The sequence below is a fragment of the Paenibacillus dokdonensis genome (assembly GCF_004916975.1).
Taxonomy (GTDB): domain Bacteria; phylum Bacillota; class Bacilli; order Paenibacillales; family Paenibacillaceae; genus Paenibacillus_AQ; species Paenibacillus_AQ dokdonensis.
The window spans coordinates 2,058,251-2,073,060 of the sequence record NZ_STGQ01000001.1; the positions used below are offsets into that span (position 1 = coordinate 2,058,251).

11 protein-coding genes are annotated in these 14,810 nt (G+C 43.7%); all 11 read left to right on the forward strand.

Annotated elements, in window-relative coordinates; translation table 11 throughout:
• The first annotated feature begins 66 nt into the window (after positions 1-66).
• Positions 67-2,355, forward strand: coding sequence for a 5-methyltetrahydropteroyltriglutamate--homocysteine S-methyltransferase (metE, locus tag E6W40_RS09580; RefSeq protein ID WP_136605274.1), 2,289 nt, complete (start codon positions 67-69; stop codon positions 2,353-2,355).
• A 434-nt stretch (positions 2,356-2,789) separates the two neighbouring features.
• Positions 2,790-3,299 (forward strand): sigma-70 family RNA polymerase sigma factor, encoded by a 510-nt coding sequence (locus tag E6W40_RS09585; protein ID WP_136605275.1) that lies wholly within the window; start codon positions 2,790-2,792, stop codon positions 3,297-3,299.
• A gap of 22 nt (positions 3,300-3,321) precedes the next feature.
• Positions 3,322-4,740: a DUF4179 domain-containing protein gene (locus E6W40_RS09590; protein WP_136605276.1), complete on the forward strand. Its 1,419-nt coding sequence runs from the start codon at positions 3,322-3,324 to the stop codon at positions 4,738-4,740.
• A gap of 270 nt (positions 4,741-5,010) precedes the next feature.
• Positions 5,011-5,877 (forward strand): carbohydrate ABC transporter permease, encoded by an 867-nt coding sequence (locus tag E6W40_RS09595; protein ID WP_136606921.1) that lies wholly within the window; start codon positions 5,011-5,013, stop codon positions 5,875-5,877.
• A gap of 14 nt (positions 5,878-5,891) precedes the next feature.
• Positions 5,892-6,770: a carbohydrate ABC transporter permease gene (locus E6W40_RS09600; protein ID WP_136605277.1), complete on the forward strand. Its 879-nt coding sequence runs from the start codon at positions 5,892-5,894 to the stop codon at positions 6,768-6,770.
• A gap of 87 nt (positions 6,771-6,857) precedes the next feature.
• The gene (locus tag E6W40_RS09605) at positions 6,858-7,133 is read left to right on the forward strand and encodes a hypothetical protein (RefSeq protein ID WP_136605278.1); all 276 of its coding nucleotides are present in this window, start codon (positions 6,858-6,860) and stop codon (positions 7,131-7,133) included.
• A 13-nt stretch (positions 7,134-7,146) separates the two neighbouring features.
• A complete protein-coding gene (locus tag E6W40_RS09610) occupies positions 7,147-8,046 on the forward strand; it encodes an extracellular solute-binding protein (RefSeq protein ID WP_246072936.1) in 900 nt (299 codons plus the stop codon).
• A 104-nt stretch (positions 8,047-8,150) separates the two neighbouring features.
• Positions 8,151-10,673 carry a hypothetical protein gene (locus tag E6W40_RS09615; RefSeq protein WP_136605280.1) on the forward strand — a complete coding sequence of 841 codons (2,523 nt, stop codon included), beginning with the start codon at positions 8,151-8,153 and terminating at the stop codon, positions 10,671-10,673.
• Positions 10,674-10,978: 305 nt separating this feature from the next.
• Entirely contained in the window at positions 10,979-11,791 is an 813-nt protein-coding gene (locus tag E6W40_RS09620; protein ID WP_136605281.1) for an alpha/beta fold hydrolase, read from the forward strand.
• 114 nt (positions 11,792-11,905) lie between these two features.
• Positions 11,906-12,340, forward strand: coding sequence for a YciI family protein (locus E6W40_RS09625; RefSeq protein WP_136605282.1), 435 nt, complete (start codon positions 11,906-11,908; stop codon positions 12,338-12,340).
• 262 nt (positions 12,341-12,602) lie between these two features.
• A complete protein-coding gene (locus E6W40_RS09630; protein WP_136605283.1) occupies positions 12,603-14,462 on the forward strand; it encodes an LTA synthase family protein in 1,860 nt (619 codons plus the stop codon).
• Positions 14,463-14,810 lie beyond the last annotated feature (348 nt).

Consider the following 14,810-nt stretch of genomic DNA (forward strand, 5'->3'; position numbering starts at 1 on the left):
TACTCTATAGCTGCGGATACGTGATATCTTTCTTGTAACAAACAATTCGTATAGGAGTGTAACAAGATGGCGAAAAGTAGTGTTTTGGGATATCCACGTATTGGTGCAGATCGCGAATGGAAAAAAGCGCTCGAAGCGTTCTGGGCCGGCAAGCTCGAAGAATCAGAATTTCACAATCAACTGCAGAAGATCCGTTTGGATCATTTGCGTAAACAGCAGGAAAAGGGAATTGATATCATCCCGGTAAATGATTTCAGCTATTATGATCATATTTTGGATACAGCAACAATGTTCGGAATTATTCCGAAACGCTTTTCTTATGAAGGCGGAGTCGTACCCTTGTCTGTCTATTATGGCATTGCCCGTGGAACGAAAGATGCAACAGCAAGTGAAATGACCAAATGGTTCAACACCAACTATCACTATATCGTGCCTGAACTAGATGGAGCTGCACCTACGATTACTGAAAATAGACCCCTTATTGCATATAGAGAAGCTAAGGAAAAACTCGGTATCGAAGGGAGACCGGTTATCGTAGGCCCGTTGACCTTCCTGAAATTATCAAAAGGATACGATGTTTCGGAGACCGACGTTTGGCTGAAGCGATTGTTACCGCTCTATGTACAGATACTTCAGGAGCTGGCATTCGAAGGGGTTCAATGGGTACAAATCGATGAACCTATTCTGGTAACAAAATTAAGTGAGGATGATCGTAAGCGACTCAAGACCATTTATGATACGTTTGCAGCGAAAGCACCTAACCTGAACATCATGCTGCAAACCTATTTCGAGTCCGTAGAGAACTACAGTGACATTGTCCAGCTGCCGGTCAAAGGAATAGGTCTTGATTTCGTGCATGGATTGTCTGGCAATATCTCATCGATTAAAACATATGGTTTTCCTGAGGACAAGGTTCTAGGCGCAGGAGTTATCGATGGCCGCGGTATCTGGAAGGCATCCCTACGTGAGAAGCTTGTACTGCTCAAAGAACTTGCCGGAGTTGTAACGACCGATAAGCTCATCGTGCAATCTTCTTGCAGCTTGCTGCATGTTCCGGTTACGGTAAAAAATGAGGCGAAGCTCTTACCTGAACTAAAGAATGCTCTTGCATTCGCTGATGAGAAGCTGGATGAAATTGCACTCCTGGCGAAAGCAGTCTCTTCAGGTGAGGCCACAATCACGGATGAACTTGAAAAGAGTGAGAGAGTTCTTCAATCGCTCAAACAATCAGATGAGCGCAACCGTAATGATGTTCAGCAAGCCGTAGCGACCATTGGCGCGCAGTCTCCTGTTCGTAGTCTGCCATTTGCTGAACGTCATACCGCTCAACAGAAAAAATGGCAATTACCACTTTTTCCAACGACGACGATTGGCAGCTTTCCGCAATCTGTAGAGGTGCGCAAGGCCCGTCAAAGCTGGCGCAAAGGTGAATGGAACAACGAGCAGTATGCTGACTTCATCCGGGAACAGATCGATATTTGGATTAAGCATCAGGAAGAGATCGGGCTGGATGTTCTCGTGCATGGTGAATTTGAAAGAACGGACATGGTCGAATTCTTTGGTGAGAAGCTTGCGGGATTCGCCTTTACACAGTATGGATGGGTACAGTCATATGGTTCACGCTGTGTGAAACCGCCTATTATTTTTGGTGATGTGGCTTTCGAAGAAGCGATGACTGTCGAGGAAACAAAGTATGCGCAAACGAAGACGGATCGCCCTGTTAAGGGGATGTTAACGGGACCGATTACGATCATGAACTGGTCGTTCGTCCGGGAGGACATCACGCGCGAGCAAATCGCTTATCAACTGGCTTATGCCCTTAGACAAGAGGTAGAAGCACTTGAGCAGGCAGGCATTGGCATGATTCAAGTGGATGAGCCTGCGGTTCGCGAAGGGCTGCCGCTTAAAGAAGAAGATCAAGCGGAGTATCTGGAATGGGCTGTCAAAGCGTTCCGTATGACCACGTGTACGGTACAGGACACGACGCAAATTCACACGCATATGTGTTATTGCGAATTCCATGACATGATCGATTCGATTGAAGCAATGGATGCGGATGTGATATCCATCGAGACATCCCGCAGTCATGGTGAACTGATCCATAGCTTTGAGTTGAACACATACAAATTAGGTATCGGCTTAGGTGTATACGATATCCACAGTCCACGTGTTCCGCAGGTGGAGGAAATGACTAGTATGATCGAACGCGCCTTGCGAGTGCTGGATCCAAACCTGTTCTGGATTAATCCGGATTGCGGACTGAAAACTCGTGGAGTCGAGGAAACGGTTGATTCCTTGCGCAACATGGTTAAAGCAACGCAGATCGCTCGTGAAAAGCATACCTTAACGGTGTAAAAGAAGCTAAGCAGTTATATAGTATGTACTGGAATTGACGGTTAAACATAGACGGTATACCAAAGTCACTCGACTTTTTGGATACCGTCCTTTTTTTGTTTTTGCAAAATCAGATCACTCCAGATTGCCTAATCATGGAGCATTGTCCGCATCGTATTGCTATGGTAACATCGAGTTAAGTAGCTTTATGAATGTCTTTTTGAGTCGGTGCAGGGTAAATATCATAACAATTTAAAAGACAGGCCAAGGCATGGATAGAAAAAAGCATGCTTTGACCTGTTTTTATTTATTAAATAGTACCATTTCATATATTGAAAAAAACAAAATGAAATAAATCAATCGTTTTTCTGGTCAGTCGCGTCTTACTATTAGGAATTTAAAACAGATGACTTCTTCCGTATACCAACACAAATAAGGAAGAGGGGGAACGGTGAATGGTGGAAAACACAATGAATGAAGTCAAAATGGCGAAATTGGAGTTGATAGACGAAGAGAGTTTCTTTGATCGCCTGTCCAGCGAACAACGTAAACTGTACTCGATTGCTTTCAGCTACCTGCGCAACGAAGCGGATGCCCTGGAAGTGGTGCAGGAAGCGTCTTGCCGGGCATGGATGAAGCGTAAAAAGCTCAAGGACGAGCAGTCCTTCACTCCTTGGCTAATCCGGATTACTATCAATTGCTGCATGGACGAGCTCAGACGAAAAAAACGCGTATTTCCAGTGGAAAAGCTGGAGGATGATACAGCTCAGGAAATGAAAAGCAGTGATCGAATCGATTTAGAGCGGGCTATGGACCGGATGAAGCCGAAATACAGGCATGTCGTCATGCTGAAATATTATCAGGACATGAAGACCGTCGATATTGCGAAGGTGCTTAAGAAGCCGGAAGGCACGATCAAAACCTGGCTGCGCGAAGGGCTAAAGCAGCTTCGGAATTATCTGTAGTGATGAGGGAGGCGAATCGTATATGTTGGAAAAAGAAGAACGGGTCCTGATGCAGGATGCCAATGAAGTTAAAGCGAATGCCCAAACGATTCGGGAAATGAAACTTTCCACTGCCGTACGTGGCGGTGTAGCACAAGGGAGGAAGCGCGAGATGAGGCGCATCTATACTTACGGAGTGAGCGCCGTTGCAGCAGCGGCAGCAGCGATTGTCATTATATTTTCATCTATCGGATCTCCAGCAGCAGTAGTCGAAGAGAAGGTGATGCAAACAGCGAGCGCGAATAGCGTAACCGATTTTGAATTGTTCCGTCCCATTGGCCAAAGAGATCAAGGGTTTGCAGCGGCTATGGAGCAAGGTCTGATGAAGCCGATAAAGCAAGGCGTGGAGAAAAACGGTTACCGTGTGGACGTGGCTGGCGCCGTTTCGGACGGGCGAAAGTCATTTATCATGTTTAGTGTGCAAAATCACTCGGAACATATAGCGAGTCCTGTTGTTGACTCGTTGTACTTTGGGGACGAAGAAGCACCATCTTTTAGAGCAGAGGCGAAACATGCGGGAGAGCGATCCGACATCGCTCCGGGAGAAACGGCTTACTATGTATATACCACGAATCTTCTGCCTTCAGTTGATTACAGCAAAGACGCGAAGATGAGTGTAGCCATATGGGATAACGTAACTCAAAAATATCAAAAGGGCTTAAACATATCGTTCGAACTCGATACCAAAGCACTGAAGAATCAGGAACGTATCTATCATCCGACGCAGTCGTTGACCGTGGACGGACAGCAAATAAACGTGAGCCAAGTGCAATTTACGCCGCTGAATACGTATGTAGATCTGGAATATGACAAGGCCAATGACAAGCAGATTTTCAAAGTGATTAGTCCTGTCGTCATCGGTAAAAGCGGCAGCAACATCGAAAAGCTATATTATCCGGAAGAGGTCTTAAAGGATAACACCAAATCTACCCTGGTATTCAAAAGCAGCAAGCTCGATCAGCTGGATACCACTTCACTGAAAATATTCGGTATTGGCGCCGTGAAAAAGGATCAATTAAAGGTTGTCGTCGATTTGAAGAAGAGACAAATCTTAGATGCTCCTGACAATTTGCTGCAAATCCTTCCACCAGATCAGGAGGCGGACGGAGAAGAAATTTATTTCTACCGCAAGCTTGAACAAGCCCAAGTTGGAGACAGTTTCGGCATGTGGCTGGGCGATTTCACCGATGCCATGGGAGAAAAGCATAAAAGGGTATCTCCGAAAAGCACCAGCCATGGAGGAACGACCTCATCAACGAAAGAAGACACCGTGGAAGATGAAACAGCTTATAATTTTGGAAAGGGAGCTCTCGACTATCCGCAGCCGCTCACGATTGACGTCAAGCAGTACTGGATTCCGGTCATGGATACGCAAACCGTAGAGCTGCATTCAAAGCATTAAAATCCTGGAAGAAGAAATCAGGATTCATGATAAATCGTATTGTAATACATTAATTTTTAACCGGTTTCCCTTGGGAATCCGGTTTTTCTTTATTCATTTAATCCCTAATAGATTAGTCGAATTTTTGGCTGCGCATCTGGTCTAGGGTTTCTTTTAGCTAGAAATTTAAGGAATATTTAGTTTTTACCCCATTCCTTCTTAAATAGTCTTGCCTATGCTAGAGACATAAAGAAGGAAGCTTAGACCAAGAAGGGGGTGATGAAGATGATCATGAAGAACTGGCTCCGTAAGGATATTTCAGTGGCAGTTATGTTCCTTGTGCCAAGCGGTGTCGGATTTGCGATGTTCTACCTTATTCCGTTCATCATGGGAGTGATCTATTCCTTTATGGACAATACGATAGATGGCCATTTTGTAGGACTCGATAACTACCGTGAGCTGCTTGCGAGTAATTCTTTCCGTAAGGCAGCTTACAATACATTTTATTTTACCGCGGTTAGTGTTCCGCTCATGCTTTTACTGTCTTTAGGGTTAGCGATACTGCTCAACAAAAGTACATATCTCCGAAAATGGCTGCGGACGGCATATGTGCTGCCTCTAGTGGTACCTGTCGCCTCGATCATACTTATCTGGCAGATGCTGTTTGATTGGAATGGATCTCTTAATGCCTGGCTGGGTAGCTTCGGTTACGCACGTGTAGATTGGATGAAGACAGATGCAGCCAGGATTGTGGTCATTGTCGTTTACTTATGGAAGAACATGGGATACAACGTCATTTTGTTTTTGGCGGGACTCCAGCAAATCCCAAAGGACTATTATGAAACTGCCCAGATTGAAGGAGCAGGGCGTTTACGGCAGTTTGGCAATATTACACTTGTCTATCTAACATCCACGATGTTCTTTGTCGTCATCATGTCGATCATTAATTCATTTAAAGTGTTTCGGGAAACGTATTTGATCGCTGGCGATTATCCGCATGACAGCATCTACATGATGCAGCACTATATGAACAATATGTTCATGTCGATGGACATTCAGAAGCTGACAGCGGCAGCGACCTTGATGTTCGGGTGTATATTGCTGATCGTCTTGGGAATGTTTGCGCTTGAACGCCGACATCGGCAGTTCATGGAATAGGGGGCGAGAAAACAGTGCCAGTTGCCAGAGTATTGCAAAAAAGTGCCTTAACGCTCGTCCTGGGCGTTATAGCGGTCATGTTATTATTCCCAATTGTGATCACATTCACAAATTCACTGATGACAGAAAAGGAAATCAATATTAATTATGGACCCATCGGACAGATGAAAGAAGCGTCTGCAGGCAAAGCAAATCCTTATGTGAATTTAAAATTGTTGCCGGATAAAGTCTCCTTGGAGCAGTATGGCAAGGTGCTTTTGGACAACCCAAAATACTTGACGATGTTCTGGAATTCCGTATTGATGGTGGTGCCGATCATCTCAGGACAGACCGTCGTCGCAGCACTGGCTGCATATGCGTTCTCCAAGCTGAGGTTTCGCGGCAGGGATCCGTTATTTTTAATCTATGTCTTAACGATGCTCATGCCGTTCCAGGTAACGCTGGTTCCGAATTATATCATGGCGGATCAGCTTGGAATACTGAATAGTCCGAATGCGATTATATTGCCTGGGATTTTTGCTGCTTTTGGCGTGTTTATGCTCAGGCAGTTCATGCTGGATATTCCTTATGCCTATATCGAAGCGGCCAAAATCGACGGAGCCGGACACTTACGGATATTCATTCAAATTATTATTCCGATGATCAAGCCCGGACTAGCTGCATTGATTATTTTATTGTTCGTCGATTATTGGAATATGGTGGAGCAGCCGTTAATTTTTCTGGACGATCCGTTCAAGCAGCCGTTATCGGTTTTTCTATCCAGGATCAATGAAGGTGAGCGGGGAATGGCTTTCGCTGCTTCCATGCTCTATATGGCTCCGATGGTTATGTTGTTTCTGTATGCGGAGTCGTATTTCATCGAGGGCGTTCAATTGTCCGGCATCAAAGGTTGATATTTACGTTAACTTTCCTTCGGAAAGTTTTAGCGATTGCTTACGAAGGTAACTTTCCTTCGGAAAGTTTTAAGGAGACAACGGGAAATGGAGCTAGCAATTGATCGAAAACGCAAACGAATCATTCAGGTCGCATTCATGTTTTTTGTGGGGCTATTGCTGTTCTTTACATTGTTCAGTAACACGCTGCAATCGTTAAACCTGGCGAAAGTGGGAACGGAAAAACCTACGCTAGGAAGTATTAATTTTACGATCGAAGGTAGCGGTATTTTGCACCCGCTCGCTGAAGTTAAACTTTCGAATACTGCGAACTTGAAGATCTGTACATCGCTCTTGTTCAATGTTTTGTCTTGTTCCATGTAACGTATTGGATGCTATGAAGTTAAATGATGGTATTTACACCGTTCCTTCCGGATTTTTCTTGAGAGCTTTCATTGGCGATGGGGATGTTCTTAAGAACACAGATGTAAAGATCGATGAAAAGAACTGGTCTTGGAAGGAGTTTGGGGAAATTTCGAAAAAAATCATGCAAAGGGCCGAGAAGGGCAATAAGGATCAGCGCTATGCCTTAGCGAACAATCCGCCGGATGTGATCCTTCAAGAAATGATTGTGGATAGTTACGCACAGTTCGTTGACACTGCCGCAAAAAAGGCAAAGTTCGATTCTCCCGCATTAGTGGAACTGATGCAGCAAATCAAAAAAATGTACGATGAAAAAATCATGACTTCGGCGCCAGCGGATGTTGGCAATCAATTGTTTTACTCAGCAGTTATAACATCTCCAGTAGATTTAATCGATGGCCCGCATTCGTTTTTTGAAAATCCGAAACTGCTTCAAAAGCCGCATAATGGACAAGCTACAGGCGGCATGAGGATCATCCCGTCATCTCAGTTCGCGATACAAGCCAAATCTCCGGCTAAAGACGAAGCGTGGAAATTTATTACCTTCTTATTATCTGAGGAAGCGCAATCAATGCAGGACAGAGAAGGATTTTCGCTTCTGAAATCGGTTAACGAGAAGATGTTGAACGACATTCAGGAAAAAGTTAAAAATGCCGCATACAAGCTTCCCAATGGAAATACAGCCAAGGTATCCGACGAAGAATTTACTCAGTTCAAACAACTTATTAATTCCGCGGATCAATACGCAAGTCTGGATGGTAAAGTGATTTACATTGTAGGAGAAGAGTCTATTTCATTTTTTAGTGGACAGAAATCTGCGGAAGAAGTGGCCAAGCTTATTCAGAACCGGACGACAATTTATTTGAACGAATAGAAAGCATGGAAAGATAAAAGGCAGCCACCCCGTGAGCTGCTTTTTCCAAGAAACAGGGAATTAGGCAGCCTCAACATAATGCTTGAAATCAGGGAGGGGAATTCATGAACAAACGCATCAACTTGTATGCGGCAGTTCTGCTAGGCACAATAGTCTTAAGTCAGAATATCGCACACGGCGCTAACGCAGCAGCATTCTCAGGAGTTTCACCGGTCAAGAAAACAACAACAACTAACGCAGCACCATTCATGCTGGACAAACTCGGCTCTATTACTCTGAAGAGCAATGTCAGTATGAAGCTGACGGATATGGACGTTTTTGCGCAGCCGGGAGGTAATATTCTTACTTATACACTTATTTATAGCAATGGAACGAGTAATAGAGTAGATCTTATCGATTATTTCACGAAGATCACCACGACCGGCGGCACGGTCATACAAGGAAAATCTGTCACAATTGATGCCGGCAAAAAAATGGTTCCCGCGAAGAGCAGTCAAACCGTCACTTATTATGTGAATATTGGGAAGGCTGTAAAATTAAATGGAGTCAAGGTTTCCATCTTCGAGTGGGACTTCAATAGCGCCAACTATCAGAAAAGGCTGGGTGTTTTCACGACTCCAGGCGGCTATACATCGCTAGTCCCTCAAGGCCAAAGTCAGAAGATCATGATGAATAATCTGCCTGTAACGACCAAAGCAGAGAGCCTTCAAAAGATTCAAATGAATGGAAAAGTATACATGAAGATAGGTGTGAGTCTCGTTAATTGGGGCACAAAAGTTCTAATCAATCCAGACTATAAAGCGTACCTGAAGTCATCCGGTGGTTCGGTATTCGAGCTCAAGCTGGAGGATGCCAGCAGCAATTACAAGGTACAACCACAAGAGAAGAAAACAATCTACTATCTGGCAGAAGTTCCTTCTTATATGAAAACAGATAATATGACACTGCAATTCGCATATGAAGACTCGACTTTGAAAATGAATCTTCCAGTTAAATCTTTTAAGCTTCCCGGTTTAACAGCTGCTGACTCAGTCGTGGCGGACTACGCGGTGAAGAAAATTTCCATCGCCAATAATGCGGTAGAAACGCAGCTAAAGAGTGCAGCTGTGTATTCGGAGAACGAATCCGCAAAATGGAGTCTGCAATTCCGTATTAAAAATCTCGGTAATAAATCGGTAACTCTGCCTGCTTATGAGCTTGCCATTAAAGCCGCTGAGGGTTTCAGTATTCCAGTGAATTCAAAAGGGCTTGCTAATTTAACCATAAAGCCGCTTGAAGAGAAGATCATTGATCTCAGCGGGGTTGTGCCATTGAAACTGAATCAAGGTACCTTACAGCTGCTCTTAACAGAACCCTCTGTAGACGGAAAGGTTGTTTTTCCAACCGCTTATTACAAAATACCTTATTCTCAAGAAAGCAATAACACTTTGGGAATAGAGTACTTACTCGAGAATAGTCATGGAAAGTTCGGCGTTAAGCTTGACTCTATTCAGAGGCTGCCTTGGGCAGAGGGAGATCAAATCACAGCGAAAATCAGCATTCGTAATGCATCTCTCAATACCGTACAGCTGCCTTCCCTCCAAGCTCTGGTCAAAGCAGGAATGAACGATCTAAGCGGTACAGCCCGGATTGTGACCAAAAGCATCCTTACGTCTCTAGCTCCTTCTGAAACGACAGAGATGTACGTGCTTGCAAAGATACCTTATTCGTATAGTTTTAGTCAATTGAGAATTATTTTGCAGGAAACCTCTGGAGATGATGTTACGAAGTTTCTCTCTATGAACACGAATGCAGTGAATACCATGATGAATACCGTAAACGCAGGCGGCTCTTACCATATCAATACGAACGGCCAAAAAGCAGAAGTGAAGGAACGCAGATCAATCACGTATAGTGATAACAGCTCAAATTTGATATATACAGAACTAGAAATGATCAGCGAAGAACCACGTCAATCCAAACAAGCACAGCTCGTGGCTTATTATAAGACACCTGATAATCAATTTTATGAGGCCAAAGTTAGTCAATCGTCCAGCTCCACAATCCCCAATGGCAAGAATTTGGTTACGGTCTGGAGTAAGATTCCACAGAATGTAAATACGTCAGACCTAGTACTCTATATTGGTGAAGGGATAACGGAAGATAAATCGGCAGAGTCACCGGGTTCCATGACGGGATATATCAATGCGGTGGGACTTTCACTTAACCCTATAGCTGCTAAAACTTCGTCTGATTTGAGACATGTGGATCTATTCCCTTACAATCTTTCAATGACCAAAGCAGAGGGCAACCTTACAGAAGGTTCGGATACAATTGATACAGTCATCAATTACAGCCTGACTAAAAATAATGAATACGAGGCAGGTACTTACGAGCATAAGCTTGTCTTAGAACTCACCGACCCGTATGGACAATCGACAGAAAAAACGTTAACACTCGGAACGGATTGGACTATCGGGAATAATAAATCATATTCAACAGCATTAAATAGCAGCTTATACAAAAAATTAACCGGAGGCTTCATCCGCATGAGCTTGTATGATGAGTTCCAGGGCCGAAGAATTTTGGTGGGCAGTCAGTCCTATCCAATTATTTACGAAAAGGTATCTAAAGAAGTAAATGAATAGCATCGTCAGCGTAAGTAATGGAAGTACCATACTTGTAAATAGCAATACGACATTCAACTCAAAAGAAATAAGCATGGTCTTTAGACTAGGCTTATTTCTTTTATAATTTCAGGAAACCACGGTATGAATTCCAAACCACGTAAGAAGGTTTCAAGCGTTGCAGCAAGAAAATATAATAAAAATTTAATTGGGGATGTGTCGATTTTGTCGTCAGCCGTTCGTCGTCTTCATAGAAGCTCGGATATCTTAAGAAAGAGCAGCTCAATCCATAACAAATATAACTGGAAAATAAAAGGAGAGATACAATGTACTCAGTAACTTCAAAAGATGGCACCAAAATTGCATATGACAAGGTTGGTCAAGGACCGGCACTCATACTGGTAACAGGTGCGTTCAGCTACCGGAAATTTCCTGGGCAGGTACAGCTGGCGAATCTATTATCTGAGCAATTTACAGTCTACAACTACGACCGCCGTGGCCGCGGGGATAGCGGAGACACACAGCCATATGCCATAACCCGCGAATTTGAGGATCTACAGGCAATGATTGACGAATCTGGCGGCTCGGCATATGTATGGGGATTGTCATCTGGAGCAGTACTTGCCCTTCAAGCAGCAGCGAGCGGAGTAAATATTACGAAATTGGCATTACATGAACCCCCATTTGTAGTTGATCCTGCAGATCGCATAGTACCGGCTCATTTCTTCGGACATGTTTCCGAACTTATTGCTGATAATCGCCGGGCCGAAGCCATTAAGTACTTTATGACCAAAGGCATGGGCGCACCCTCGTTCGTCATTGGCATGATGCGCCTGATGCCGGGAGTATGGTCTAAACTCTTGGCCGTTGCACACACCCTTCCCTACGATGCGGCATTGCTCGACGGGTATATGGATGGAAAGCCGTTACCGGCCAATACATGGAGCGAATTGAAGATGCCGACACTGGTGCTTGAAGGCACTGAGAGTCCGGCCTCCTTGCGTCATGGTGCCCAGGCACTGGCGGGCGTGCTCCCCCATGCGCAGCTATTGAGTAAAAAGGGCCTCGGCCATACCAAGAAACTCAATACAAAGATCATTTCATCGGAGCTGAGAGCTTTTTTTAATGGAAATTTCTAATTCTAGATGTCGATCCAGTCGAGATTGATTCGTCGTATATGTAGAAGCGGACTTACACGGATAATATTCACACCGGTATACGACGCTTTACTATAAATTAGGAGGATTATACTTATGAGATTTATGATGATTGTCAAAGCAACTACAGATTCAGAGGCGGGAGTTTTGCCCAGCCAGGAGCTTATTGATGCCATGATGAAGTATAATGAGGAGTTGGTAAAGGCTGGTGTACTGCTCGCTGCGGATGGCTTACAGCCCAGTTCAAGCGGAGTTCGAATTTCCTATCCGGAGCCCGGTGGCAAACCGAAGGTTATTGATGGCCCGTTCACAGAGGCAAAAGAAATGATCGCGGGATATACGCTGATTGAAGTTAAATCCAGAGAAGAAGCCATAGAATGGGCGCTGCGTATGCCGGACCCCCATGGAAATGGTCAAGGACAAATTGAGCTAAGACAAGTGTTCGAGGCTGAGGACTTAACGGACAATCCGGAATCTCTGGCGAAGGAAGCGGCACTGCGCCAGCAGGTTGAGGAGATGAAAAAGGCGTAATTTTGTCACGCATTTCTAAACGGAATGACAACATTATGAAAATAATAAATTAATAAAACGTCCCCATCCACTTTCAAATAAAAGTAGGTGGGGATTTTTTTGTGGAACTAGATTGAAAGATTGGGCCATAAAATCATTTTGCGACCCTTTCCCAAACCCAAATTACAGAGTATAATTTCTCGTTGTGCAATTATGCATAATGATAGAGAGCATATCAAGATCTATCAGTGATCGAAATCATGAGGCAAGGAGGATGGAACATATGATGAACAAAAGACTCGTTAATAAGAATGGCCCTATATTTTTATTTAGCTTTGTCCTGCTTCTGAAAAGTGCGGTGGCCTGGTTTGTCGTTTTTAACGATGGTCCCAGTTGGAGCATTGTGTTTACCGAAATTCCCTTTTTTATTATTGTATTTAGTCTGATCGAATGGTTCGCAACGAAACGGAAGATTTTGTATTACATGATTTCCAATTTATTTATAACTTTAATTTATTTTGCTGTTCTGATGTATTACAAATATTATGGGGTCATAGCCACCTATCATGCCTTGCAGCAAGCGGATAAGGTCACGAAAGTGGGAGAAAGTACTTATTCTTTGATTACACCCTATTATCTGTTTATTTTCGTAGATATTGTGTTCTTTCTTTTCTTCATGTTTCGTCCGAAATATATTGCTAGATGGAAGGAAAGAGGCTCTAGACGCATGAACCGTCCAGTTCTGATCGTGATCTCTGCCGTTTCCTTTGGACTCTGTATCTTTAACATCTGGCCCAATCACGCAAGTATGAATGAGATCAAAAAGGCGAAGAGCATGGGGATACTTAATTACGAGGTATATACGCTGTTTGCGGATACGACGGAAAAGGAAGAAATTATGAACTCCAAGGAGATTTCACAACAATCCATTGATGAGCTTAAAGGCATCACAACGCCTGCATCACCGCAGTATTGGGGCGCGGACAAGGGTAAAAATCTGATCGTCGTTCAAATGGAATCCTTCCAGAACTTTCTGATCGGACTAACCCTTGATGGACAAGAGATCACTCCTAATCTGAATAAGCTGGCAAAAGAGAATATATATTTCAGTAATTTCTACACGAATGCAGGTCAGGGTACAACCTCGGATGCGGAGTTCGTAGTGAATTCTTCTTTTTACGTGCCCAAAAATGAACCGGCAACCTCTTCGGTATATATGAAGAAAGCAGTGCCAAGTCTGCCAAGATTGATGAGTGAAAACGGCTATGATACTGCTACGTTCCATACCAATGATGTGGAGTTCTGGAACCGTAAGGATCTATACAAGGCGATAGGTTTTGACAAATATTATGATCAGTCTTTTTATGGTGATGAAGACCATATCGCTTTTGGTTCATCAGATGAGGTATTGTTTGCCAAAACGGTACCGGAGCTTTCCAAACTTGATGCAAAGAGTGAGCCGTTTTATGCGATGGTCATGTCGATGAGCGCACATCATCCTTTTCGCATTCCGGAAGGTAAGTACAAAATGAAGCTGCCTGAGAGATACGAAGGAACGCTGCTTGGCGATTATATTCGTGCTCAGAATTATGCGGATTTTGCCATGGGACAATTTTTGGAAGGACTGAAGACTAGCGGACTTTGGGATGACAGCCTGATTGTGTTCTATGGCGACCACCAGGGAGTGCCGATGTATACCCTGGGGAGTAAAGAGAGAGACATGATGGATGAGTTACTCGGTCATGAATATGGCTATACGGATATGTTCAACATACCGTTCATCGTACATTCCCCAAGCTCCGGTCTTCCTGAAAAAGTCGAAGTGACAGGTGGACAAATTGATATTTTGCCTACGGTCGCGAATTTGCTTGGAATATCGGTTCAGAATCAACTGCATTTTGGTGAAGATCTTCTGAACCAGCAGACGAATCTGATTCCACTCAGGCACTTTTTGCCTTCAGGGTCTTTCATTAACGACAAAAGTATGTATGTAACGGGTAATGCCTATGCGGATGGGCTTAACTATAGTTTAAGAGACAACACCATTTCAGCGGACGGATCAACCGAGACGCAATTTACAGCAGCGCAGCGTTTACTTAATATGTCCAACAGTTATATATTGCAGCTGCCAGATCAGCAATAATAAATAGCACGAAGTCAAATCTATTGACAGGGAATATTTGTAAATTGTATACTAAGTTCAATTTTAGAATTAAACACACCGCGAGAGATAACCTATCGCCTATTGTAGGCGGCAGGTTTTTTGTTTTTTATGGGTTCCCATTTCCATGCACACTTCATACCTCGAATGAGCCATAGTGATACGAAAGGTATGACGTACATGACTCAAGAAAAGTCATGTGACGAAAAAGAAGCCGTAGAAATTGCCCTGAAACTGAAAGATATGTTTACATAGATTTGCGATGCGGGTGATGCTAACATTTGGAATATCGCAAAAAAAAGCCGCTATTAAGCGGCTTTTCTATTTAAT